At 43.7% G+C, this 24,016-nt stretch carries 25 protein-coding genes; 12 read left to right on the forward strand and 13 right to left on the reverse strand.

The features are described 5' to 3' along the window. From LFYK43_RS10035 to LFYK43_RS10045, 3 genes are all read right to left on the reverse strand, one after another. Positions 1-768 (reverse strand): RNA-guided endonuclease TnpB family protein (locus LFYK43_RS10035; RefSeq protein ID WP_148095618.1); only part of this gene is annotated, 768 nt, incomplete at its 3' end. Positions 769-1,096: 328 nt separating this feature from the next. Next, entirely contained in the window at positions 1,097-2,515 is a 1,419-nt protein-coding gene (locus LFYK43_RS10040; protein ID WP_124977906.1) for a C69 family dipeptidase, read from the reverse strand. A gap of 107 nt (positions 2,516-2,622) precedes the next feature. Continuing rightward, positions 2,623-3,186 carry a TetR/AcrR family transcriptional regulator gene (locus LFYK43_RS10045; protein WP_124977908.1) on the reverse strand — a complete coding sequence of 188 codons (564 nt, stop codon included), beginning with the start codon at positions 3,184-3,186 and terminating at the stop codon, positions 2,623-2,625. Positions 3,187-3,321: 135 nt separating this feature from the next. Here LFYK43_RS10045 and LFYK43_RS10050 point away from each other — a divergent pair, with 135 nt between their 5' ends. From LFYK43_RS10050 to LFYK43_RS10060, 3 genes are all read left to right on the forward strand, one after another. Further along, entirely contained in the window at positions 3,322-4,107 is a 786-nt protein-coding gene (locus LFYK43_RS10050; RefSeq protein ID WP_124977910.1) for a hypothetical protein, read from the forward strand. Positions 4,108-4,238: 131 nt separating this feature from the next. Continuing rightward, positions 4,239-4,994, forward strand: a complete 756-nt coding sequence (locus tag LFYK43_RS10055) for an NAD(P)-dependent alcohol dehydrogenase (RefSeq protein ID WP_124977912.1) — start codon at positions 4,239-4,241, stop codon at positions 4,992-4,994. A gap of 36 nt (positions 4,995-5,030) precedes the next feature. Beyond that, on the forward strand, positions 5,031-5,234 hold the full coding sequence (locus tag LFYK43_RS10060) for a zinc-binding dehydrogenase (protein ID WP_124977914.1): 204 nt from the start codon (positions 5,031-5,033) through the stop codon (positions 5,232-5,234). 86 nt (positions 5,235-5,320) lie between these two features. On the opposite strand, the gene LFYK43_RS10065 is transcribed toward LFYK43_RS10060, so the two are convergent. From LFYK43_RS10065 to LFYK43_RS13110, 3 genes are read right to left on the reverse strand one after another with little or no spacing between them, the layout of a single operon-like run. Further along, the gene (locus LFYK43_RS10065; protein WP_124977916.1) at positions 5,321-6,064 is read right to left on the reverse strand and encodes an SDR family NAD(P)-dependent oxidoreductase; all 744 of its coding nucleotides are present in this window, start codon (positions 6,062-6,064) and stop codon (positions 5,321-5,323) included. A gap of 30 nt (positions 6,065-6,094) precedes the next feature. Further along, positions 6,095-6,826, reverse strand: coding sequence for an NADP-dependent oxidoreductase (locus LFYK43_RS10070; RefSeq protein ID WP_369692913.1), 732 nt, complete (start codon positions 6,824-6,826; stop codon positions 6,095-6,097). 18 nt (positions 6,827-6,844) lie between these two features. Further along, positions 6,845-7,096 (reverse strand): alcohol dehydrogenase catalytic domain-containing protein, encoded by a 252-nt coding sequence (locus LFYK43_RS13110; protein WP_369692914.1) that lies wholly within the window; start codon positions 7,094-7,096, stop codon positions 6,845-6,847. A gap of 166 nt (positions 7,097-7,262) precedes the next feature. On the opposite strand from LFYK43_RS13110, the gene LFYK43_RS10075 reads away from it, so the two are divergent. Then, positions 7,263-7,811 carry a TetR/AcrR family transcriptional regulator gene (locus LFYK43_RS10075; protein ID WP_124977918.1) on the forward strand — a complete coding sequence of 183 codons (549 nt, stop codon included), beginning with the start codon at positions 7,263-7,265 and terminating at the stop codon, positions 7,809-7,811. A gap of 66 nt (positions 7,812-7,877) precedes the next feature. On the opposite strand, the gene LFYK43_RS10080 is transcribed toward LFYK43_RS10075, so the two are convergent. Genes LFYK43_RS10080 through LFYK43_RS10090 form a run of 3 tightly spaced genes read right to left on the reverse strand, consistent with a single transcriptional unit; the run spans position 7,878 to position 10,514 of the window. Beyond that, entirely contained in the window at positions 7,878-8,993 is a 1,116-nt protein-coding gene (locus tag LFYK43_RS10080) for a hypothetical protein (protein WP_124977920.1), read from the reverse strand. A 20-nt stretch (positions 8,994-9,013) separates the two neighbouring features. Next, positions 9,014-9,397 carry a hypothetical protein gene (locus LFYK43_RS10085; protein WP_124977922.1) on the reverse strand — a complete coding sequence of 128 codons (384 nt, stop codon included), beginning with the start codon at positions 9,395-9,397 and terminating at the stop codon, positions 9,014-9,016. Between the two features lie 19 nt (positions 9,398-9,416). Further along, positions 9,417-10,514, reverse strand: a complete 1,098-nt coding sequence (locus tag LFYK43_RS10090) for a DUF7064 domain-containing protein (protein ID WP_124977924.1) — start codon at positions 10,512-10,514, stop codon at positions 9,417-9,419. Between the two features lie 131 nt (positions 10,515-10,645). Between LFYK43_RS10090 and LFYK43_RS10095 the strand changes: the two genes are divergently transcribed. Beyond that, a complete protein-coding gene (locus tag LFYK43_RS10095; protein ID WP_124977926.1) occupies positions 10,646-11,236 on the forward strand; it encodes a TetR/AcrR family transcriptional regulator in 591 nt (196 codons plus the stop codon). Between the two features lie 113 nt (positions 11,237-11,349). Next, positions 11,350-11,706 (forward strand): DoxX family protein, encoded by a 357-nt coding sequence (locus LFYK43_RS10100; RefSeq protein WP_124977928.1) that lies wholly within the window; start codon positions 11,350-11,352, stop codon positions 11,704-11,706. A gap of 59 nt (positions 11,707-11,765) precedes the next feature. On the opposite strand, the gene LFYK43_RS10105 is transcribed toward LFYK43_RS10100, so the two are convergent. Continuing rightward, positions 11,766-13,310: an ABC-F family ATP-binding cassette domain-containing protein gene (locus LFYK43_RS10105; RefSeq protein WP_124977930.1), complete on the reverse strand. Its 1,545-nt coding sequence runs from the start codon at positions 13,308-13,310 to the stop codon at positions 11,766-11,768. A 405-nt stretch (positions 13,311-13,715) separates the two neighbouring features. Next, positions 13,716-13,856, reverse strand: coding sequence for a hypothetical protein (locus LFYK43_RS12715; protein WP_174713991.1), 141 nt, complete (start codon positions 13,854-13,856; stop codon positions 13,716-13,718). Positions 13,857-14,215: 359 nt separating this feature from the next. Between LFYK43_RS12715 and LFYK43_RS10110 the strand changes: the two genes are divergently transcribed. Then, the gene (locus LFYK43_RS10110) at positions 14,216-16,870 is read left to right on the forward strand and encodes a cation-translocating P-type ATPase (protein WP_124977932.1); all 2,655 of its coding nucleotides are present in this window, start codon (positions 14,216-14,218) and stop codon (positions 16,868-16,870) included. 160 nt (positions 16,871-17,030) lie between these two features. Then, positions 17,031-18,236, forward strand: coding sequence for a hypothetical protein (locus LFYK43_RS10115; protein ID WP_124977934.1), 1,206 nt, complete (start codon positions 17,031-17,033; stop codon positions 18,234-18,236). A 42-nt stretch (positions 18,237-18,278) separates the two neighbouring features. On the opposite strand, the gene LFYK43_RS10120 is transcribed toward LFYK43_RS10115, so the two are convergent. Then, positions 18,279-19,595, reverse strand: a complete 1,317-nt coding sequence (locus tag LFYK43_RS10120; protein WP_124977936.1) for a C1 family peptidase — start codon at positions 19,593-19,595, stop codon at positions 18,279-18,281. Positions 19,596-19,782: 187 nt separating this feature from the next. Continuing rightward, positions 19,783-20,745 carry a ribose-phosphate diphosphokinase gene (locus LFYK43_RS10125; RefSeq protein WP_124977938.1) on the reverse strand — a complete coding sequence of 321 codons (963 nt, stop codon included), beginning with the start codon at positions 20,743-20,745 and terminating at the stop codon, positions 19,783-19,785. A 197-nt stretch (positions 20,746-20,942) separates the two neighbouring features. On the opposite strand from LFYK43_RS10125, the gene LFYK43_RS10130 reads away from it, so the two are divergent. From LFYK43_RS10130 to LFYK43_RS12615, 4 genes are all read left to right on the forward strand, one after another. Continuing rightward, entirely contained in the window at positions 20,943-21,566 is a 624-nt protein-coding gene (locus LFYK43_RS10130) for an endonuclease III domain-containing protein (RefSeq protein WP_229718015.1), read from the forward strand. Positions 21,567-21,676: 110 nt separating this feature from the next. Continuing rightward, complete coding sequence (locus LFYK43_RS10135) at positions 21,677-22,597, forward strand: aldo/keto reductase (RefSeq protein ID WP_124977942.1); 921 nt, start codon at positions 21,677-21,679, stop codon at positions 22,595-22,597. Positions 22,598-22,767: 170 nt separating this feature from the next. Beyond that, complete coding sequence (locus LFYK43_RS10140) at positions 22,768-23,703, forward strand: phosphate/phosphite/phosphonate ABC transporter substrate-binding protein (protein ID WP_124977944.1); 936 nt, start codon at positions 22,768-22,770, stop codon at positions 23,701-23,703. A gap of 97 nt (positions 23,704-23,800) precedes the next feature. Beyond that, the coding region (locus tag LFYK43_RS12615) for a hypothetical protein (protein WP_158609234.1) at positions 23,801-24,016 on the forward strand (216 nt) is incomplete at its 3' end.

Here is a 24,016-nt window from a genome sequence, read left to right on the forward strand (position 1 = left end):
CTGGTAGCGTGGAAACTGACGCAAGCTAGTACGTGGGAACAGCACTTTGTCGTGCTTATCAAAGACAATTTCCTTGAGTGCATTTCGTCGGCGACGTGCCATCTTGCGTTCCCACACTCTAATCTGTTTCCTTGCATCAGTGTCAAAATGTACCATGTTGACTTTCTGACCGTTGGACAAAATCATGAGGCTATCTAAACCAAGGTCAATGCCGACAGCCTGCTTTGTTTTTGGTTTGAGAGCTTGTTTTTCGCCCTCAATCAAAATTGTGGCGTAATATTGACCTTGCGAGTTGATCCGGACGGTTGCCCGTCTAACTTTGCCGGTCAAAATACGCCCGGCACGGAAATAAACTTGACCTAATTTAGGCAGCTTCAAGTGGTGCTCATCAATGACCTTGATATTCTGATTAACCGCTTTAGAAGTGTAGCTTTGTGCGTAGTTTTTCTTACTTTTAAAGCGTGGATAACCGTTACTTAATTTCTTGTTGAAAAAACGTTGAAAAGCGTCGTGCAAATTGCCATTGGTTGCTTGCAAAGCAGTAGCATCCACGTCTTTTAACCACGGATATTCTGTCTTGAGTGCTTTCAGCAGGTTATTCATAGCAAACTCATTTTGATAACTAGCATGAGAGTTGTTTTTGTGGCGAGCACTTTGCATAGCTAACATTTGATTCCACACAAAACGAGTTGAACCAAAGGTCTGTTTAATTTGCTTAATTTGCTTTTGATTTGGATATAGGCGCACTTTAAAAGCTTTCAAAGTCATTGATTTCACCACCTTTTAATTTAAGATAGCACACTGTCAGTTCAAAGCAAGTTCTAACTATTTTTTTGTGAAATTAGCGTGCAAGCACACTACGGCTATCCATCCCCCGACTAAAGTCGAGGGTCTTTCGCCAAAAACTAAATAAAAATATGCATTAAACTCAATTAGTGAAGTACAGCAAAAAGTTAGCCGATAAAGAAATAACACGAAACTTTCTGAAATTTTTGAAAGTTTCGTGTTATTTTTCTCAAACCAGCAAAGTTTTTACCAGTTGTCTGGCACACTTCTAAACGATAAAATGGCTCATGCAAAAACTGCTCAAAATTCTTTAGAGGTTGGCATCCATATTGAAGGTTAACTTGGACAAAGTTAAGCCTTGAGTAATGAAACTGCCAATTTCTTTCATCGTCCGGTCACGAACAGCTGCAGCTAATTCGTGGTTGCGTGAAGTCAGGTAATCAACCAACTCTTGGCCACTCAATTCAGCTGCTTTGGCATCGGTTTCAGCAACCAAACGATTCTGAATTTCCTTAACTTCTGTCAAGTAATCCCGGTTTTGTTGGATAAAATTGGAATAATGTGATTCCGTCAGCATTGACAGGGTCCGGTACATCCAGTAGGCATCCTGAATGTTGTATTCGCGTGAAGTCTCGCTCCAAGCAGAATCTGTGTCGTTGGCATTACTATAAAATGGGACATATGGTGTGAAGGTCGGGACCCCAAAGCAGATCCACATCAATGCCGACTGTGCAACGGGCACATCATTTCTGATCTGCAGCACATGGGAGTTTTGCGTCCGGTTCAGAGAGATCGGCCGGAATTTCTTCTTATCAGCCTCTGACCCATGACCCAAAGGATCATATTGAGTTTCGTTGTAATGCGAACTTAAAACATCTTCTAGATCTTCAACCGCAAGTAAACGGCTAGCGTGGCAAATAAACGGCAAGTCGCTGCTTTGCGGATCCTGTTCGATCTCAGGGTTAAAACAGCGTTGTCCATACCAGACGCGCGGCGTGTTATAGTACCGGTCTTTTTCGTTATCCGTACCAAAGATCCGTCTGAAATTAAACCCTTCTTTAGCCGGGTTCAAATGATGCTCGGCGACAAATTCCTGTAAGCCTTCAGACCACAAGTAATTCTCAGGATCTGCAAAATCGATGCGATCTTGGGCAACCTGATTAGCTGCAATCGCATAGGCATCGTCTGGGATCCTCGTTGCGGCCCAGTGGTGTCCGGTCACAATCTCCATATACCAGACTTCATCCGCATCTGAAAAAAGTACCCCATTGCCTTCGGGCGAACCATATTTCTTGATCAGTTCACCGAGATATTTGACACCGCCACGCGCGGAATCGATGAAGGGTGCCACCATCGTCTGCAAGGAATCTTCTGCCAAACCATTCTTGACCCAAGGATCATAGGCTAAAGCCCGCTGATTCCCATAAACAGATTCTGTTGCTGACATGGCGACGTTCTTTTCGTTGATCGATGTTTCGTTAAACACACCCCATTTGTCAACTTCAACGTTGGGCGTAAAAGTTGCCTTGTAGCCCGATTCCGGCAAAGGTGCCGTAAAACCGTTTTGGTTGGAAACCAGTGTTTCATGCCGTCCAGTGACTGCCGGTTGCATCACGAAACGCTGCGGTGTTAGCGGCAAAAATGTGTCGTCATTTCTGGCAATCATTGTTGAGCCGTCAACTGTGGCTTTTTTGCCCACCAAGATCGTGGTACATGCACTTTCATTCATCTAAATTCATTCCTTATCTATAAATTATTCTTCTTTAATTTTAGCATCAAAACTTGCGAAAATAAGCTTATTGCAAATTTCTCACCAATTTGACATCCAAAACAAAATTACTGTTTTGCTAGTTCTTTGAGGCCCGGGTTGGTTTGATAAAGTTTGACCAGTAATTCGACCAATTCTGGCACAGAAAGATCCTGCCCGCGACTAAGCCACAACGAAAAAAGATCCAATGCACCAGCCAGTCGAAACTCAACCAAGTATGGTTCATATTGGTTAGCTTCATCATTGCGCAAATGAAATAAGCTTAGGTCCAAACTGCTTTTTAATGCGGTTGAAAAATGGTCCCTGCCATATGGTCCTAACAGTGCGTTAACTTCGACTGAACGTTCCTGATAAAGGTCAACCAATGCATTGATAAAGTGGTACTCATTCGTTTCTGCCGTTATAGAAGGTCTTCTAGTCGTAATGTAGCCCATCAGTTCTTCTTCAAGTTGGTCGAGCAGATCGCGCAGATCGATAAAATATTGGTAAAAAGTCGTGCGATCATAGCCTGCTTTTTTCGCCACGGCTTGAACAGAAATCTTACTAAAGGGCTTTTCTTGATAGAGCAGGCAAAAGGCAGTCACCCACGCTTGCCGAGTCTGATCGGCTTGCTTTGTTATTTCAGTACTCACAAAACAACACTCTCCTTATATTGTGTTGTAGTATCTTATCTTTGAATTTGTTACTTTAAAGATAAGTTACAACACGACCTAAAGCCAAGTCAATTTTAGCTGCAGATCAGCCATACCTGTAAGGAGGAATCTTAAATGAGTGACGTCCAATATTCATTTACTTTGAACGGTGAGGAATGGAGTAAAGTACAATTAGATCGTTTAGAGTACGAACGAAATCTGCATATCTTGCATTCCATGAAACGGCATGGGATCGACGTTAAAGATGGAGAACGTTCTCTGAGTGATGACGACATTGATTATCTGACGGCAAACAAAGCCTGGGATGTTTCGATCGACAATCGCTTACAATATACCGGTGAAAAAATCATCAAAATCTACGAAGAGTCACTGCATAAATCTGATAAATTCTGGGAAAAGTTAGCCTTTAGTCAAGATAAACCAATGAAAGTCTCGCGCACAGAAATGAAAGTCAGCGGCGTTAACCTGCAGGAATACATGGGCATGATGCGCTCCATGCAAACTGATGACCGTGTCGGTTTAGCCGCACACCCGGAACATTTTGTCTGCTCCGTCACTTGGGACGACGGTCAATTAGTCGGGATCGAACCATTTGGAATGTATGGCACACCGACCTTGGTGGAGGTCAATGTTGTCAAAGACGATCAGCTCGGAGAGGCAATTAAAGCTGATAAAGATCCGGAATACCCGATCTCGATGGCAGGCGAAACTTTCTTGACCGGCGGCAAGGTTGCCGTGAACGTGCCTTTTCACCAGTTCAAACCAACATCAGACGGCTTTGAAGCTAAGATGGCAGTTTACTGGCCAGAAAACACACCGGACGAAATCGTGGATGGACATAGCCTGCACCTGGCAATGGAATTTTACGGCGGTTTGAAACTGACTGGTAAGCTAGATTAATATTTGTCAAACAGCTGACCGGTAATGACTGGACAGCTGTTTTTATTCTCAAATTTCACGCTGGATCACCTGTTACTGTATAATTAGAACAACACATTCACTGAACTTAACAAATCGAATCGAGGGTAAAGATGCAAGCAATCGTTAATCACCGCGCTGGGGACCCGCGTCAACTTTACATTGTAGAAAGACCCACCCCGGTCATTTTGCCAAATCAAGTCTTGATCCATGTCAAAGCCGCTTCAGTCAATATTGCAGATACACAAGAATTTCAAGATTATTATCAAAAAAAGCACGTTCCCACTAAAACTAAGCTGTTGGATCGAGCCTATGTTCACAGTGAAAATAAGGTCTTAGGAGCCGATGGCGCTGGCATCATCGTGGCTGTTGGTTCTAAAATCAAGGATTTTCAGCTGGGCGATGAAGTTATTTTTATCGCTGATGACTACCTGCATGGTGCTTGGGCAGAATATATCGCAGTTTCACGCAAAAACATCGTGTTAAAACCGCAAAATCTTTCGTTTACTGCGGCAGCTGCTCTCCCGACTACTGCTGGAACTGCTCTGGCTGCACTCAAAAAAGCACAGCTCAAAGTGGGCCAAAAGGTCCTGATCAACGGTGCTTCCGGCGGGGTCGGTTTATTCGCGCTCCAAATCGCTAAAGCCTATGGAGCAAGTGTTTCAGCTGTCGTCAGCAGCTATAATTTTGACCTGGTGAAAAAATTTGGCGCCAAAGAAGTCTACGATTATCACACCACTGATATCACGCGTAAAGCCCGGACCAAATTCAACGTCATTATCGGAGTCAACGGCTACCACTCTGTCCAAGATTACAAAAAAATATTGTCTTTTGATGGTCGCTACGTTGCTGTCGGAGGCGTCAAATAAGCAATTTCTGCTGGTGTACTTGGACCGCTAGCAACTTTGGGCAGAAAAAAACAGATCTCGATGACTTCGTTATTTGCACTTAAGGGCAATTGGCTAGAGGAGCTAGCTGTGATGGCAAGTAATAAAGGTTTAGTTCCTTACCTTGACGCTGTTTTCCCCGCTGCTGAAATTCAGGCGGCAGTTAAATATGCAACAACTCAACATCTCAAAGGCAAAGTCGTCTTGCAAATTTCAGAATAAATGCAGCCCAATAATTTAAACGACCGCAAAAGCACCTAAAAAGGTCTGCTTTTGCGGTCGTTTACTAGTCTAGGATAAATTTTCTATCATCTGCCGGCTAAAGTCCCGCCATCAATGACTAACTCTGAACCAGTAGTATAAGCGGCCTCATCCGAAGCCAAATAAGTCACAGCTTTGGCGATTTCTTGCGGTTTTCCGAGCTGTGAGATCGGCTCTGGCGAATTCTCCAAAGCAGCCTGTACATCCTGAGACACGATATCTGTTTTAACGAGTCCAGGGTGGACTGAATTTACACGGATCTTCTTGCCCATCTGAATTGCCTCAACTGCTGCGGCCTTGGTGAGCGTGCGGGTCCCGCCCTTGCTTGCAGCGTACGCACCGATCCCAGACATTGGTGTAATGATGCCCAACACTGAGGAAACATTAACTATACTGCCTTGGGTCATTTTGTTTAAAGCCGTTCTGATCCCTAAAAAATTTCCGGTTAGGTTAATAGCTGTAACTTTTTGCCAATCAGCTAAGCTCGTCTCTGCAATCAGCTTCCCTGAACCGCCTACTCCTGCATTATTCACCAAGATATCCCAGTGACCGAAATTCTCTATGACTTGTTGAGTTGCATTTTCCCAATCTTTTTCCTGACTGACATCTTGTTTAACATAGACGACCCGGTCAGTTGTGCCCAGGCGGGACGCAACTTTTGCGCCCAGCTCTTCCCTGCGGCCGGTAATAACTACCCGTGCACCTTCAGCCAAAAAATCCTCTGCAATTGCTTTGCCGATCCCTGAGATGCCGCCAGTAATAAGTGCGGTCTTGTCTTTTAGTCTTTCCAATTTTCTCTCTCCTTATTTGAATGCCGTTCGTTAAAATTTAATGATCACTTTGCCTTGCGGGTGTCCTTGTGCAACGAATTGTAAGGCTTGATCAGCCTCTTCAAGCTTGAAGAAATGAGGATCAACTTGCGGGACAATTTTTTCTTCTTCAATGATACGTGCAAGTGTTCTTAACTGGTCGCCGGAACTCCTCACAAACATAAAGCGATATTGCACTCCAGCTTGTTTAGCTTGACGATCAAATTTAGCCCCCGCAGCAGAGAAAAGAACTTTCTTCCAGTTTGGAAAATCTCGTCTTTGGGCAAAAAGCTTATTGGGACCGGTTCTCAAAGACAAGAGCCGGCCGCCTTTTTTTATGACAGAAAGTTCATGTGCGAATTCTTGCGGTCCCAATGTATCGATCACGTAGTCCACCTGAGCAATTTTTTCCCAGTAATTTTCCTGACGGTAATCCAAGTATTGATCCGCACCTAAAGCTAGAACACGTTGTCTGCTTGCGCCATTCCCGCTGGCAATCACTTTTGCCCCTAACTTTTTAGCCAAGGGAACTGCTAACTGGCCAAAGGAACCAGAAGCGCCGGGGATAAAAAGCGATTCTCCTGCTTGCACATTTAATTCTTCGGACAGCGCTTGGTAAGCAGTTAAACCGGTGAGCGCGGCGGCGGCTCCATTGGTCAGGTTTAAATTGCTAGGCAGCAGTGCCAGCGCACGACTATCAATGGCAGCGTACTCTGCAAAAGCACCAATTTTTTTAAGCGGCATTCTAGTATAAATCCTATCTCACTTTTGAAAACCACTAACCTGCACGCCGACTTTTTCAACTATTCCGGTTAATTCATTGCCCATCGTCAATGGAAATTCATAGTCTTGAATCAATTTCAAGCTGCCTGTCCCTATTAGATTATCCAGTGGATTGACCGCTGCAGCTTTGACTTTGACCAAAACTTCCTGCGGCCCGATTTCTGGCACCGGGATCTCTCTAACAGCTAAAGAAAAGTTTTCTGCGTATTTTTTTAGTTGAGCTGCTTGCATACATACCTCCACCTGTCAAACACTTAGTAACATTTGCATTATTTTGTAACTTAGCCACACTATAGAACGTTAAGTTATAAAAGTCAAATATTGTTACTTTTGCTATTTCATGCTATCATTGAAATATCGAACACTGACCCGAAATAATCGAAAAAGGACTTTAACTATGGGCAAAATAACACCTGAACTAATTATCTCAACTGCTAGTCAGCTTATTTCTCAGACCAAAAAAGCCGAGATCTCATTAACGCAGATCGCTGACCAGCTAGATGTGACTCACGCTGCCATTTACAAACATTTCAAGAATAAACAGGCACTCTGGGAAGCTGTTGCTGCTCAATGGTTCCAAGAAAACATTATCGCTGAAGTCAAAATTAAAAATATTAACGCTGAGGATCCAAAAGATGAATTGCACGAGTGGTTGTGGCAGTTTGTTAATGCTAAGAAAAAGGTCTATCATTCCGACCCGCAGATGTTTTTACTGAACACACAGTATATTGACAATAATCCCGCTGCTCTAAACGAGGTCCTGATCCCTGCCTATCAAATAATCGATCAGATCATGGGTTATGCTGATCCCGGTTATGAGCACGCTGAAACGTTGCTGGCAGCTTTTTCAACCTTTACCCTTCCCAATTTCAAGGACACTTGGGACCAGCCGGATTATCAGAAAAGATTTGAAATGTTATGGCAGTTAGTGAAAGACGGGCTCTAAACAAAAATCCGCTCAGACCAGCTTGGAAATAGCTGCCTGGGCGGATATTTTTATTATCTAGAGATTTTAGAGTTCTTTGGATGGGAAGTTGATTTCATAAAGCATAGAGCCATTGATTTCTTCAGTCTTTCCATTCCGAGTAATTTTCAAATTAGTTGGAGCCAAGTAGCGGGTATAGGTTGGCTGCATACCCAATTTGTCAAATTGTTCCTGTGCGGGCTTCGGTGCCATTTCGTAAATATCGATCAAATTGATCTCTTCAGGATCCGTGATCGTATACTCAACCTGGATATCCTTTTGATCAAAGGTATAATGGAGTGTCTTCGGCACATTTTTACCCGTTTTTTCCTGAACATACATCTCAGGAATTTCAACCTTAGTTGTTTCAGCGCTCGTATTTTCAAAGACACGATTACCTTGATTATCATCGATCGTCATTAATGGAATCTGCGGACGGCCAAAGCGGTCTGCACCAACCATATCATAAATCAAAACATTGTAGTCGCCGATGTTTTGCCGACCCCAAATCCAATAATGGAAGGCATTAACTGGACTAATGCTGAACCATTGATGGTTGTAATAAGCTGAACCATGAACTTCCTTTTCTTCGCCATCGATCGTGACCTTACCACTAACAGAGAGCTTGGTTACACAGATAAAATTGTAGTAGTAATCGCCAAAGGTGATATAGCCGCTGCCAGGACGGAATGGTTCAACTTTTGCTTCGAAGTGCAAGTCAACTGCTGTTTGATGATCAACTGACTTTTTGCCTTCCATCACGATCTCATAATCATCTTCCGGTTCAATGTGAATGTCGTATTCTTTCCAATCTTTCCCCACCAAAGTGCTAGGGCCCCACTTCAAGTCAGCGCCATCTGTGCTGGTCTTAGTATCAGCCACATCGTAAAGCCGATAATCATAGAAAGGACGGCCATCTGCATGCGTATAGTTGATTGCAACGTTCGGGTTGTCGCCATCTTGATCCACCCGATCAACAGTTTTTGGTCTAAAGCCCAAAACTAAAGTTGACTTATCGTCAAAACTGCAATCAAGATACCAAACCTCAGCATGTCCAGCCTTATCATTGTCACGGCGGCCATCTTCCCATGCTTCAATCTTATTCGGGTTGATTCCTAACTTCTTGTAATCTTCTGGTTGATCCATGATTCTTCCTTGAGCCATTTTATTTTCCTCCTAAATTTTTATTGATTATTTTCTGGTAATTCAACGTGTAATTCTGGGATTTCTTCCCAGACAACGTGATTCAACCCAACTTCTTCATCAGAAAATGGTTTATCAGGAATAACCATTGAAATGAATTGCTGTCTAAAGTCCCCAGCTTGGTCATCGCTTTCTGCCGTTTTCATCGTTGTCGCATATTGTTCGTGGTCGTTGGATTCATCCATAAACATCCAAATTTCTTGAGTTGGATCGTCAGTCACTGGACGATACCAGGTCCTTGACAAAGAATAGTGAATTAAACTCGGGTGTGCCTTTTGGTAGTCTAGCGCCTTCACTAAAGCTGCAATCATTTTATCATGATTCTTTTTGAGTACCCGATAATGCATCGTTTCAACTTTTGCCATTATTCTCAACTTCTTTCAATTAAACGTGTGCGCGTGGATCTTCTTTACCACCGTAATTGTATTCATAGATCATAGTCCCCGATTCATTCACACTTGTACCATCTTTTTCAAATGAAAGTGTTCCATCGGCAAAGTAGCGCATATAGCCGGGCTGGATCCCCATCTGGTCATAAGCAGCCCGTTGCTGCTCAGAAGCACCCCAATACATATTGCGTACTTCGAGTTCTTGTTTCCACTCAGTTGTGAACTTGACGCTGCTGCCATCTTCGTTGGTAAAAGTATAACTGGATTTCTTCGGAAAGGCCTTCTTAATTGTCGGCTGCTGTTCTAACTCAGTCTGGCGAGTAAAATGTCCGTCAGTTTGAAAGACTACTTCACCAGTTTTATTATCCATTACCCCAAAGAACGGCACTGGAGTAAAGTCAAATTGTTCAGCGGCCACAAAGTCATAAATCAAGACCGTGTAGTTTTCCGTGTACAAATGTCCCCAGAGCCAGTGATGCCAAGCAACAATTGGTGAGATGTTGACCCACTGGTGATCGTGGTAACCAGAACCAGTTACTTTGTGTGTTGCACCATCGTATGTCAAAGTTCCAGTAACTTCATTTTTAACCACACTGAGATCGGTATAGTGATATTCATCATGATCGCCCATGGTAATGATCCCCTTATTACCTTGCCGGAATGGTTTAACAAGAGCGTGGAAATGCAAGTCTGCAGCCACTTGCGCAACAGGATCAATATGGATCTCATAATCTTTAAAGTCACCGACAACGCTGTGCGGACCAACTTGGACATCGCACTTTTCAGTGCCAAAATGCGAATCTTCAGCTGGGTAATCAATGATCTGCTGCCCGTAAGTTTTGCCATCTGGAGCAGTGATCAAAATCCCAATATCGGGATGATCACCGTCTTCTTGCAGTTTATAGGGTGATTTAGGGTGGAAGTAAAAGACTGCTTTACTGCCATCATCCAAGATCGCATCAAAGTACCAAACTTCCGATGTTCCAGGTGCATTGTTATCCCTGCGGCCGTCCTCCCAAGTTTGAACCTGCTTGGGATCGATCCCTAATTTTTTGTAGTCTGCTGGTTGATCCATAATTCGTGCTTTAGCCATAACATTTCACTCCTTCTTCAAAAGTAAAAATAATAAACTCTTGTTTACGATTCATAGTATAATAACGTTAAAATAAGCTGACAACCAACAAAAAGAGCAAAAAAGTTTACTATTTAGAAGGGATTCTTGCAATGACAGCGAAAACAGATTTAAGAATCAAAAAAAGTAAATATGCAATTCAACAGGCTTTTTGGAAACTGCTCCTGGCAGAAGACTTTCAGAAAATCACGATCAAGCAGATCTTACTTGAAGCCCAGGTCAACCGGGCAACCTTTTATAAATACTATGCCAATAAGTATGAGCTCCTGGATGCAGTTGAAGAAAAACTCCTCGCCGAATTTGAAAAAATGACTAAAAATGTACCTGAATCCATTTTAGGTGTTAACCTTGACCAAACTGCACTGAACGGGTATTACCAGCAGCTTGCCCAATACATCTATCATAACGGCAGCAAGTTTTCAGCCCTGTTAGCTGCAAACGGCGACCCTGCCTTTATCAATAAGTTGATTGCGACCGATCAAAAAATCTGGTACCAAAAGAACTTGATCGAACATCTTACAGTAGCTGAACATTACGCAGCTGTTGCGGCAATTGGAATGGCGACAAGCTTGATCTCGGAATGGGTCAAATCTAGTTTTGCCGAATCTCCCCAGGAATTTGTCCAAATTATGCAAAAAATAATCAGTCCTTTTTTAACTGGGCAAACTATCTTCAAAAAATAGGCACATTTTTCTGAAAAATCACCTTGCGAAACGTCAAATAATTGCTTTTTTCAATCAAACACTTTACTATATTTATGTAAGTTAGATCGATCAACAAAGGGGGGGAAAAGGTTATGAACATCTTTTTATGGATCTTGCAAATTTTGCTGGCACTTCTTTTCTTGAACTCCGGTTTTTCTAAGACTTTTCAGTATAACAAAAAGGAAGCTGAATTAAAGAAAATGGATCATTTGGAGTCAGGGGCTTTCATCAAATTCATCGGGACCGCTGAACTACTTGGTGCCATTGGGTTGATTTTACCATTAGCACTCAACATTTTGCCTTTCTTAACTGCCTGGGCAGCCATTGGTCTAGGCATCGTCATGCTAGGCGCGATGTTTACTCATTTACGTTACAAAGAGTATCAGAATTTTGCTTTCACAACAGTCGTTTTAATTTTGGCTTTAGTCATTGCATTTAACAGATTCTAATTTCAGCAAAAAGACCTGAAAATGATCAGCTTGACAATCATTTTCAGGTCTTTTTTTCATTATTTATCTAGACGTGCAGCCGCAACATCGAAGATCTTGTCGACCCAACCGGCATAAAAATCTGGTTCATGCGTTACTAGCAAGACGTTGCCGGAAAAATTCTGCAAGGCTTCACGTAAGGCGTGTTTGGTCTCATCATCTAAATGGTTGGTTGGTTCGTCCATGATCAAAAAGTTGCTGGGAACCAATTCTAAGGCACACAATTTGACCTTAGTCTGCTCGCCACCGCTTAGTAATTTCATTGGCTTCATGGCATTAGCGGCGTTTAAACCAGCCCGTGCTAAGCGCTGCCGGATCGTTTTGGGTTCCAGTTTAGGAAATTGATTCTGGATCGTTTGCAACGGTGTTTGGTTGGGATCATCCCACACTAGATCTTGATCAAAATAAGCGATCTTGACCGCGGGAACAAATTTGGCGGTGCCATCAAACACAGGCAACTTGCCTAAAATCGACTTGATCAGCGTGGATTTTCCCGCGCCGTTAAAGCCCTTCAAGACGACCTTTTCACCGTGTGACATGGTAAATGTCACTGGCTCTAACAACGGAGTCTGATACCCGACCGACAAATTTTTGACCGTTAGGACCTCAGAAGACATCAGTTCCACGTAAGGAAAATTGAAGTGCGCCTGCAAATTTTCACTCGGCGGTGTGATCCGTTCCATTTTATCCAAGCGTTTTTGCCGGGATTTCGCCATTGTAGACCGCGTCCCAGCCTTGTTTTTTCTAATATATGCTTCATCTTTTTCGATCTGCTGCTGCTGCTTTTCATAGGCTTTGCGCTGAACTTCTTTTTTGACTTCTTTTTGTTTGACCGCAGAATTGAAACTTCCGGTATACTTGGTAATTTTGCCAAAAGCAACGTCAATAATACAGTTAGTAATTTTTTCCAAAAAATCAAAGTCATGGGAAATTACCATATAACAGCCGCTAAAATCATTCAGATAATCAGTCAACCATTCAATATGTTCGGTATCTAAATAGTTCGTCGGCTCATCCAGCAGCAAAACATCCGGCTGTTCCAGCAGTAATTTTGCCAAAATGATTTTAGAACGCTGGCCGCCAGAACAATCACTGACTTGTTTATCGCTTCCGATCGCATCGATCCCTAAGCCTGTCATAACTTGCGCGATCCTCGTATCAATGGCGTAAAAATCGGCGGCTTCTAATTCTTCCTGGATCTTGCCTGCTTTTTCCAGCAGTTCATCACGTGGATCTTGCGCGTAATCGGCATAACATTTGGCTTGCTTTTCAGCCATGGCAAAGAGCTTAGCAAATGCCGTGTGCAGAAATTCTGCGATCGTTTGGCCAGCCCCCGCTTTAACATACTGATCCAAATAGCCGATCGTGACTTTATTTTGCCATTTGACTGTTCCTTCGTCTGGAAGTTCAGTCTGTGTCAGCAACTTGATCAAAGTCGACTTGCCGGTCCCATTTTGGCCGATGACTCCCATATGATCTTCTTTATTTAAGCGAAATGAAGCATCCTCATACAATTGCTTATCCGCAAAGGCCATTGAGAGGTGCTCAACTTCTAAAACACTCATTCTTATTTCTCCTAATCTTTTACTACTCGTTATTTATCATTTTTCATCTTTTTTCAACTATCATTTGAAAACGCCTGGTATTCTATCAGAATAGCTCATTTCCCAGCTAAATTCCATTAACTAGGCCAATGCAGCTGACTAGAAATTAACCTTTCTAATATAACACTTTAACCCGCTTGAAGAAAACAAAATGAAAGCATTAGTTCTTTTTCATACCCGCAGACTTTTTTCAGGGTACAAAAAAAGCCCTTAAGCACAGGCCTAGGGAGCTTTAAATATCAGTAATTCAATTAATTGAAACTTGCCTGATTCAAGAGCCCAATAACTTCGCTCGAGCCGAAATTAATGGACTGTCTTCTTAAATCAGTTCAGCTCCACTAGGCAGATCTGCCAAGCGGTGCTGGATTATTTAGCAGCTTTGTCAGCTTCTTCGTGCTTCTTCAAAAAGTCAAGCACTGCCAAATGCTGCTGACGACGCTTCTTAACGTTCGTGTTGTTAACTGGACGACGATCGTTAGCTGTACCAACATGTGTATTTTGTGACATTATTTTTTCCTCCCTTCATCTAATCATGCACTGAAATATTTTACCGAAATTTTCGGAAGATTTCAAGTTTTTCTGTGAAACCATTATCCTTTCCCCCTAAAATCAGTCCAAGTCTCTTCCTAGTGGCAAAGACATCCGGTTTCAGAGACTAAATTTCACCGCCTTTTCCAGGCAAGCGACCAGCACAGCAAAAAGTGTTCTCTCCTGCCCCCTTATCAAATAAGACAGACTTGATGAAAGAATTTTAATTTTCCGGTGATTTTGTTTTCTTTTTATCAAAGGCATATGATAGGATGACTTTAGGAAGGGTTAAACTTCGATTTAGCCTAGTTTCCTACAATAATAAGGAGGTTCAGCGATTGAATGCTAACTACTATCAAGATCCCACCCAAGACGTATTACACAAGTTCAACGTAACACAGGATGGCCTAACGGAAAATGAAGCAGAGCAGAGGCTTCAAAAAAATGGCAGCAATGAATTAGCCAGCGAGAAAAAGACGACCATCCTGCAAAAATTCATCAATCAGTTTAAAGATTTGATGATCATTATTTTGCTGGTCGCAACAGTGATCTCCCTGCTGATCGGCGAAGCTTCTGACGCTCTGATTATTTTCATGGTAGTTATTTTAAACGCTGCTTTTGGTGTCTTCCAAGAGGCTAAAGCAGAAAATGCCATTGATGCCCTACAAAAAATGACCACGCCTTACACTCGGGTCCGGCGCGATGGTCAAGTTCAGCAGATCCCTAGCAATCAAGTTACTTTAGGCGACATCGTCTTATTAGAAGCTGGCGATGTGGTCCCAGCGGATGCTCGTTTAATTGAGACGCACAATCTTAAAATCGAGGAGTCAGCTCTGACAGGCGAGTCCGTTCCCTCAGAGAAAAACAGCTCCCGCATAGAAACGGAAGGCTTGGGGATCGGTGATCAGGCTAATATGGCGTTTATGAACACTAACGTCACTTACGGAACGGCCGAAGCGGTCGTCACCGGAATTGGTATGCAGACCCAAGTCGGTCAGATTGCCGGTATGATCTCAGGCGTGGAGCAAACCATTACGCCGCTTCAGAAAAACATCAATCATCTCAGCAAGATCTTGAGTGTGCTAATTCTAGCAATTGCTGCTGTGATCTTTCTTTTCGGAACACTCACTGGTCGTGAAACACCATTTGATATGCTGCTGACAGCTATTTCATTAGCGGTCGCAGCCATTCCAGAGGGGCTGCCAGCGATCGTGACGATCACCTTGGCTCTTGGGACCCAAACGATGTCCAAGCAAAATGCACTGGTGCGTAAATTGCCGGCCGTCGAAACACTGGGAACGACCGAGATCATTGCCTCTGATAAAACCGGGACATTGACCCAAAATAAAATGACCGTCGAGCAAGTCTACACGAACAATAAACTCATGCAAGTTTCAGACTACTCGCTGCCGCTTTCCTCGCGGATGGCCTCGATCATGATTTTGGCAAATGATAGTCAAGAAACTACCGATGGTCTCTTGGGAGATCCAACAGAAACCGCTCTGATCCAATACTTTATTGACAAAAAAGATGATGTCTCGCAGGTCAAAAATGACTATGAGCGGATCGATTCGGTCCCATTTGACTCTGACCGTAAACTGATGAGTGCCGTTGTTCAAGACCGCGATGGGCAAATCATGAGTCTCACCAAAGGTGCGGTCGACGTCTTATTAAAGCGGACAACTAAAATTGACGTTGACGGACAAGTCCGCGACTTGACCCAAAAAGACATTGATAAAATTGAAAAGACTAACAGTCATCTCGCTCATCAAGCACTGCGCGTTTTGGCTTACGCCTACAAACCGCTCGAACATGCCTCAAAGAACAGTGACGCTGCAGAATACGAAAGCGACTTGATTTTTGTCGGCTTAACGGGAATGATCGATCCCGAACGTCCAGAAGTCAGAGACGCCGTAGAAGAAGCGAAGAGTGCTGGGATCCGCCCCTTGATGATCACAGGCGACCATAAAGAAACCGCCGAAGCGATTGCTTTAAGGCTGGGGATCATTCAAAAAGACGAGCCTGACGCTGTGATCACTGGGAGTGAATTAGATCAACTTTCAGATGAGGAACTCCGCCAAAATGTTGACCAGTATTCTGTTTACGCCCGTGTTTCGCCCGAACATAAGGTGCGGATCGTGAAGGCTTGGCAAAGCCACGACAAGATCGTCGCCATGACTGGGGACGGTGTCAATGATGCTCCAGCTTTAAAGACCGCTGATATCGGCGTTGGTATGGGGATCACTGGGACTGAAGTTTCTAAAGGCGCCGCTGATATTGTCCTCGCCGATGATAATTTTGCGACTATCATTACGGCGGTTGAGCAAGGCCGCAAAGTTTTTGCCAACATTCAAAAAGCTGTCCAATATCTGCTTTCGGCCAACCTCGGTGAAGTCCTGACTCTCTCGCTGATGACCTTTGCCAACTGGGATATCTTCTTGCCGGTTCAGATCCTCTGGATCAACTTAGTCACTGATACTTTTCCAGCCATCGCTTTGGGTGTAGAAGAAGGCGAACCTGATGCAATGCAGCACAAACCGCGGGGGCAGAATTCAACTTTTCTCTCGAATGGTGTCGGTTCCAGTATCATCTACCAAGGGATCTTGGAAAGTTTCTTGACGCTGGGAGTCTACCTGATCGCAATTTTGTTCCCAGTTCATTCCAGCGACGCGATGATCCATGCTGATGCCTTAACGATGTCCTTTATTACTTTAGGTATGCTGCAACTCAGTCATGCCTTTAACTGCAAATCGATCCACCGGTCGATCTTTACGACTCAGACTTTCAACAACAAGTTCTTTAACTGGGCGATCCTCGCCTCTGGGATCTTGTTAGCAGCCACGATCTTCATTCCTGGCTTTAATGGTCTCTTCCACGTCAAGCCATTAGATTTTACACAATGGCTGATCATTCTTGCTGCTGTGGTTTTGATGGTCGTGATCGTCGAACTCGTCAAATTAGTTCAAAGAAAAACGGTCTACAAAAACATGTAATTTTTTTCAAAGCAGCCTGTGATCTAGGCTGCTTTTTTTGTGCACTTAAACTGCAACTAAATCTTGTCGCACACGAAAGCTTCTTCTATAATTAATTAGTACTTATCCTAGCTGAGTTCTTGAGGGGGGAACCAGCTAAATATTGTTTAAGGGGACCACAATGAAATTTTTACATCTTCACCACTATCCAGCATTACTGTGCGGGATCATTTTAGTCGGTGCAACCACGCTGACTCCAGCTGAGAAACTCAAGCAACCCATCCAAGCCGCAGAAGTTTCCACTGCAACTCAGCCGAGACCCGCAAAAGTTAATTTAATTGCTTTTGTCGATGGCAAAAGCCAGACAATTCGGCAAACTGCTTTAAAAATTGAGCCAACAGCAGCTCAAAACGTCGTGATCGCCCAGGTGCCGAAGTTAGACGGTTATACCTCTTATATCAACCAAAAAATTGGTACAACATTAAAGTTTATTGTCCAAGCTAACGGTGAGCTGCAGCAATTAGAGCGCCTAGAATACCGTAAAACGGTTACGGATGATCAAGCTGTCACCAAGGACGCTCAAATCACCGTGAGTAAAGATGGGGCAGCATTTGAACTGATCATTCCATCTGTGACTGCCCTTCCCGGCGGACCAAGTGTTTTTGTCGCTGCGCCGCAATTAGACGGTTATTCAACTTCTCTTGACGCGACCGGCTTAGAATTAAGACTATTGCCTGACTTAACTTGGGAATTGATCACACCCAACGTGACCTATACTCGTCAGCCTGTTACTAGTGACGCTTCGTTGACCGTTCAAGTTGATGGGCAGGCGCGTCAAGTCACTCTTTTGCACCTGACAGCCATCCCGGGCGGACCAGCAATCACAGTTCCAGCACCCACACTAGAGGGCTATACCAGCGATAAAACAACTTGGCAGCTCAAATTATCTGCAGATGGACAATGGTTTGCCGAAGACACGCTGAGCTATAGTAAAGATCCTGTCATCCAACAGCCAGCTGAAACCACAGAGTCTGCTGAGCAAAAAGACAAGAACGTAAACAATCAAAGAGTCGCTAGTCTGCCAGAGACAGCTGCCAAGCCAGTCCTGACCCAGACCGCAGCGAAACTGATTTCTAAACAAAAGCCGACCCGCTCTGGTTTGACTGCTAAGCTTACTCAATCAGCAGATCCCGCTCAGATCTTGCAGACACCGTCCCGGCAAAACACAATTAGCACTAAAACTAAACCAGTTCAAAAGCAAACTGTCGTAAACCCCAAAACTGCACCCAAAAACGATGCAGATGAAACGGCCCTCTTCACTAAAGTGGCTGGGATCTGTGCCGCTTTGATCGGGATCGTCAGCCTTGGGATCTATAAATTTCATTAAAAAAAACGTGAAGCAAAAATCTGCTCCACGTTTTTATTTGATTTAGGCTAATGAATCCCAAGGCTCTAGTGCTTGGGCCGGTGCATCAACAACCTTCAGGTCCTCTGCACTCAAGTACTTGCGAGCAACGACGACTTCATAAACATACTCATCAAACCACTGGTCTGACATAATAAAGTAGCCCTTCTCACCGACTTTTTCACCCCAGCTGTTTTCAACTTTCCACTTGGTTGGCCGTCCATCGACTAGATCGACACCTGTCAAAGTCATCGCATGAGAACACTCACCTTCACGCGTTGCTAACCTCTGTGCCTTATCCAAGGTCAGGTCGAGATTAAACAATTCGGCTTTTTGGAAGTACTCTGTGGCTAAAATTCCTTTTTGCCGGTCTGAATAATGGCCGACATCACAACCGAACCAGACCGTCTGCCCATCTTTAAGTGCTGCAATTGCCGCCTGTTTAACTGCTGCTAAACCAACATTGGCCATTTCAACCGGCACACCGCCAAAAATATAATCCTGGCTCGGTAAAGCTAAGTTTTTCCCTGCTTCATGGTCTGGTGCATCTGCCAAAACTGCGTATTCGCTGAAATCAGCCGCAACATACTTCTGGAAAAATTCTTGCGGTGTCAGATCAGGATCGAGATGATATTTTTTATCATCATCACGGTACTCGAAGTCAAACTTAACCGGCGGCTGCCCAAAAGCGTAGACCAAGATCCGGTAGACTTCACTAATTTTCGCCTTTTTTACGCTGCGCAGCTCGTCCTCGCTGGCACCAGCTTGGTATTTGGCACGCAGATCAACAACATCATTTTTTAACTTATAGTTTAAAACATCTGAAATTTCTTTGGTCTTATCACTATTGTAAGTTTCAGGCATTACACTTGCAGGAACAACGCCATACTTGTTGACCAACGAAGCGCCATTTGCCCATTGACCGCCGTCATCATCGCCCCACTTGAGCATGGCTAAATATTCACGATCATCAACCGGACGGTCGCGCAGCTCAATTGCCCACTCCAGCATTTTATTGGCTTTTTCTAAGCGATCATAAAATGAGTTGTAGTTTTGCGAAAATTGGAAGTCTTTGAGTTTATACTTTTTAGCAAAATCATGCCGTAAAGTATTCAGCGTGGCAAAAAGCCAGCACCGGCCGCTTTGTTTCTGGTTAGTAACTCCGTCAGTCTCGACTTCAACTGAAAAGGTGCGGTTCAAATTAGCCAAAAATGCATGATCAGCACTTGTCGCTAAAACACCGTTTTGCTGAACTGCCCGCGCTAAAGCCTGGTTAGCGGGAATTGATCGTAAGTCCTGCTGGAATTTTTCAAGGTCTTTAGCTGCTATTCCTTTTTCCAAATTAAATCACTCATTTCTCATTATTTTACGTTATGTTACGATTCTAGCACTTCGATCCAAGCCTTGACAAGATTAAATCTAATTAAATTCTAACTTTTTAATAAAATTCTCAGTTATTTGCGATGCGCTAGCAGATTTTGTGGTCAAAAAAAGCACCGGTTTTAAACCGATGCAGCAAAAGTTCTAGTTAAATGTCGTCTTTTTTACTAAAGAGCGTATCGACTGATTGATTGTGGTAAATCAGAGACAGGGCTTTAGCAAAAATTGGAGCAACAGAGAGAACCTTCAATTTATCAAATTGTTTCTCGGCTGGAGTCTCGATCGTATCAGTAACAACAACTTCTTTGTACTCTGATTCTTTCAATTCTTCAGCAGCATTACCTGACAGGATCGCGTGTGTTGCACAGGTATAAATATCCCCGGCTCCTGCTGCCTTTAAGGCAATGCCAGCATCTAAGGCTTTGGCTCCAGTATCGATCAAATCATCGATCACGATACACTTGTGCCCTTTAACATCACCGATCACAGTAGCTTTTTCAGGATCCAAGCGAGCATCATCCCGCTTATCAACGATCGCGATCGGAGCTTTCAGCAATTCAGCCAGATTCCGCGCTGCTTTCACACCGTTGTGGTCTGGCGCAACGACAACAACATCTTCAGCAATGCCGGATTCTTTAAAGTAGCGCGCCTGGGTATAAATTGCCAATAAGTGATCAACTGGAATATTGAAGAAGCCTTGGAGCTGTCCGGCATGCAGATCCATCGTGATCACCCGATCAGCGCCAGCTAATTGAATGAAGTTCGCCACTAATTTAGCTGTTATCGGTTCACGTGAGCGCGCCTTGCGGTCCGCACGAGCGTATCCGTAATACGGGATCACCGCATTGATCGAACCCGCACTTGCCCGGCGTAAAGCATCCATCATCACCATCAGTTCCATGAAGTTTTCATTAACTGGATCCGAGATCGACTGGATGACAAAGACATCATCCCCGCGGACGCTGTCATCGATATTGACCTGAATTTCCCCGTCGCTGAAGTGCTTAATGGACGCTTTGCACAAGCTGACATTCATCTGTTCAGCGATTTTATTTGCTAATTTAGGATTACCGTTCAAAGCAAACAATTTGATCCCTGCATTTTCTTGCATTATTCTTTGATCCTCCACAATCATTAGTCAGGCTGCCCTTTTCTGCGCTTTGGTTACAGTTCTGACAGTCCTTTGCATTTTTAGCGCTGTTCTTGTCTTCAAGAAACATTATAATAAAAATAAGCGTAAATAGCTATGATATTATCCAAGTTTACCCCATGTGTTTCCTATTCATTTTCATGAAAGAAGGATCCAGCTTGAAAAAAGAGAAACTCACACTCAGCCAACTCTACTATTTGCTCAGCAATCACTTAGGTCCGCAAAGGTGGTGGCCGGCTGATAGCGTGCCGGAAATGCTCTGCGGTATGATCTTGGTGCAGAACACAAATTGGAATTCTGCTGAGCGTTCACTGCAAAATTTACGCGAGACAGTCGGCTTTGATTTACAACGGCTCTTAGCCTTGCCCCGTGTGCAATTGGAAAAACTGATCCAGCCCAGCGGCTTTTACCATGCCAAAGCAGACTATCTCCGCAATATCCTGACAATGTACCAGCAAGACTACCCTGCATTAAGATCTTTGCCAACTGCGCAGCTGCGAAAAAAGCTCTTGTCAATCAAAGGGATCGGTAATGAGACCGCAGATGTTCTGCTGCTCTATCTTTTTGACAGGCCTGTTTTCGTTGCAGATACGTACGCTCGTCAGCTCTTTTTTGCCTTGACCCAAATCAAAGATTCTTATCCCGGACTTAAAATAAAAGTCGAGAGGTCCAGCCATTTCACTGTGCTTGAAGCCCAAGAATTTCATGCGCTGATCGATGAGTACAGTAAACTGGCAGACGATCCACTCGGTCTAAAAACCAATTATCAGCTTAAATTCTAATGAATTACATGACCAAAACAAAATAATTTAATTTACTGAAAACATCTTTTATACTAAGTTTACCGGCTGAAAATCAGCTCAAAAACATAAATAACTCAGGAGGCTCTTAAATGACTAATGAATTTAAGATCGGCAAAAGCGCTGTAACAGTCACAAACCGCTTAGGCCTTGGTACCAACAAAGTTGGCGGGCATAATCTCTTTCAGGATTTGAAAGACGAAAATGGCTATGCTTTAGTCAAAGAAGCTTTAAACGGCGGGATCACTTTGCTTGATACAGCTTATATGTACGGCCTTGGTCGTTCAGAAGAAATCATTGGCGATGTGATCAAGGATCATGATCGTTCCAAAATCGTTTTAGCAACCAAAGCGGCACAAGACCCAGACAAAGACCATCAGCTCAATAATTCGCCGCAATTTTTGACTGCCGCAGTGGATGACGCTTTAAAACGGCTGAAAACCGATTATCTCGACATCTTCTACATCCATTTTCCAGACAAGGACACTCCGAAAGCCGAAGCAGTTGGGGCGTTGAGCCGCCTTAAAGAAGCGGGTAAGATCCGCGCCATCGGGGTCTCCAACTTCTCGCTAGAACAAATCAAAGAAGCGAATACCGATGGTTTAGTTGATATTGTTGAAGACCAGTACAGCCTGGTTCACCGCCAACCAGAAGAAGCGGAATTTCCTTACCTGCAGGAAAACCAGATTTCTTTTGTCCCCTACTTTCCACTGGCAGCCGGCTTGTTGACCGGCAAATATAGCGCGGACGATGCTGAAAAATTCAAGCAATATACTCCTGAACAATACACCAATATTTTGGCCGCTCTGGACAAGGTTCGCACGATTGCAACTGCTCATGATGCAACAGTTGCTCAAACTTTGATTGCTTGGTATCTCAACAATCCTGCCATCAGCGTTGTAATTCCTGGTGCTCGAACTGCAAAGCAGGTTCACAGCAATCTTGCCGCGCAAAAAGTTGCTTTAAGCCCAGCAGAATATGAGCAAATCGACCAGGCATTTAGCCAAATTTAATAGATAATACGCTTGACACGCCCTTTAGTCACTATGACTGCTGGGTGTGTTTTTATTATGAATCAGCCTAAAAAGCCAAATTTAAATTTTTCTTGACTTTACCAAAATTCGGTTTATGATTTAAAAGTAAAGTATACTTTTAATAAAACGTTCCACTTTTAGGAGAAATCATGAAACTATTACGTAAAAATGTCCTGCTTTTTTGTGCCTTAACGACTATCTTGCTGCTGACAGCCTGCGGCCAACAAAACAGTCAGTCACAAAAAGAAAGCTCTGCCCCAAAACAACTGACCGTTCAGTTTGTACCGTCACAAAATGCCACAACGATCGAGGCTAAGGCTAAGCCGCTGGAAAAATTATTGCAAAAGCAATTACATATTCCAGTTAAGGTCAGCGTCTCCACCGATTACAACACGATCGTCGAAGCTATGGGTTCCAAGAAGGTCGATATCGGATTTTTGCCGCCAGATGCCTATGTCTTAGCCCACCAGCACTATCATGCCAAAGCACTGCTGCTCGCCCAGCGCTACGATGTGACGGGCGCAGACGACCACAACAGTAATAAGCTTGTTGACTTCTACCGCTCGCAGATTTTAGTCCGTAAAGATAGCGGGATCAAAAACATCCAGGATTTGAAAGACAAAAAAATCGCCACCCAAGATACTACTTCAACTTCCGGGTGGATTTTTCCGGCGGTCGGCATGTACAAACAAGGGGTCAACGTCAACAAAAATGGGATCAAAACAGCACAAGTCAAAGGGCATGATCAAGGCGTACTGGCAGTCTACAATCATGAAACTGACGCTGCTTTTGTTTGGCAAGGAGCCCGCAATCTAGTCAAAGCTGATGCGCCGGATATCATGCAAAAAGTGATTCCGATCTACACCAGTTCTAAGATCCCCAATGATACCATTACTGTCAGAGAAGGGATCTCTCCAGCTTGGCAAAAGAAAATCAGCCGTGCCTTCAAAAAGGTCGCGCAAACTAAAAAAGGACATGCTGTGATCAGCGAAGTCTATGGCCATGAGGGTTACACGACTGCAAAAGACAGCGACTTTAACGTGATCCGTGACTATGTGAAAACAGCCAAAAAACTCGATCAATAGTCAAAAAAATGGCGGTCCGCTAGTTAGATTTAGCTGGCAGACCGCTATTTTTTATTTTTCTAAAATTTGCCTGACTTACGCTTAGTTCGCCGCGTGTTTGTCAAACTTTGTTCCAAACGTCTATCTGTTGGATGTAAGTTCGCCAGACTTTGTTCCAAACATCCACCGCTTGGATGTAAGTTCGCCAGACTTTGTTCCAAACGTCCATCGCTTGGATGTAAGTTTGTCGAACTTTGTTCCAAACATCGAACGCTTGGACGTAAGTTTGCCTTACTTTGTTCCAAACATCCATCGCTTGGACGTAAGTTTGCCT

Source organism: Ligilactobacillus salitolerans, from assembly GCF_003864415.1.
Classification (GTDB): domain Bacteria; phylum Bacillota; class Bacilli; order Lactobacillales; family Lactobacillaceae; genus Ligilactobacillus; species Ligilactobacillus salitolerans.

Bases quoted from the DNA above. Each gene is read 5' to 3' on its own strand.
- LFYK43_RS10040 (WP_124977906.1), bottom strand. From the start codon at position 2,515: ATGAATGAAAGTGCATGTACCACGATCTTGGTGGGCAAAAAAGCCACA.
- LFYK43_RS10050 (WP_124977910.1), top strand. From the start codon at position 3,322: ATGAGTGACGTCCAATATTCATTTACTTTGAACGGTGAGGAATGGAGT.
- LFYK43_RS10055 (WP_124977912.1), top strand. From the start codon at position 4,239: ATGCAAGCAATCGTTAATCACCGCGCTGGGGACCCGCGTCAACTTTAC.
- LFYK43_RS10070 (WP_369692913.1), bottom strand. From the start codon at position 6,826: ATGCCGCTTAAAAAAATTGGTGCTTTTGCAGAGTACGCTGCCATTGAT.
- LFYK43_RS13110 (WP_369692914.1), bottom strand. From the start codon at position 7,096: ATGCAAGCAGCTCAACTAAAAAAATACGCAGAAAACTTTTCTTTAGCT.
- LFYK43_RS10075 (WP_124977918.1), top strand. From the start codon at position 7,263: ATGGGCAAAATAACACCTGAACTAATTATCTCAACTGCTAGTCAGCTT.
- LFYK43_RS10080 (WP_124977920.1), bottom strand. From the start codon at position 8,993: ATGGCTCAAGGAAGAATCATGGATCAACCAGAAGATTACAAGAAGTTA.
- LFYK43_RS10085 (WP_124977922.1), bottom strand. From the start codon at position 9,397: ATGGCAAAAGTTGAAACGATGCATTATCGGGTACTCAAAAAGAATCAT.
- LFYK43_RS10090 (WP_124977924.1), bottom strand. From the start codon at position 10,514: ATGGCTAAAGCACGAATTATGGATCAACCAGCAGACTACAAAAAATTA.
- LFYK43_RS10095 (WP_124977926.1), top strand. From the start codon at position 10,646: ATGACAGCGAAAACAGATTTAAGAATCAAAAAAAGTAAATATGCAATT.
- LFYK43_RS10100 (WP_124977928.1), top strand. From the start codon at position 11,350: ATGAACATCTTTTTATGGATCTTGCAAATTTTGCTGGCACTTCTTTTC.
- LFYK43_RS10105 (WP_124977930.1), bottom strand. From the start codon at position 13,310: ATGAGTGTTTTAGAAGTTGAGCACCTCTCAATGGCCTTTGCGGATAAG.
- LFYK43_RS12715 (WP_174713991.1), bottom strand. From the start codon at position 13,856: ATGTCACAAAATACACATGTTGGTACAGCTAACGATCGTCGTCCAGTT.
- LFYK43_RS10115 (WP_124977934.1), top strand. From the start codon at position 17,031: ATGAAATTTTTACATCTTCACCACTATCCAGCATTACTGTGCGGGATC.
- LFYK43_RS10125 (WP_124977938.1), bottom strand. From the start codon at position 20,745: ATGCAAGAAAATGCAGGGATCAAATTGTTTGCTTTGAACGGTAATCCT.
- LFYK43_RS10135 (WP_124977942.1), top strand. From the start codon at position 21,677: ATGACTAATGAATTTAAGATCGGCAAAAGCGCTGTAACAGTCACAAAC.
- LFYK43_RS10140 (WP_124977944.1), top strand. From the start codon at position 22,768: ATGAAACTATTACGTAAAAATGTCCTGCTTTTTTGTGCCTTAACGACT.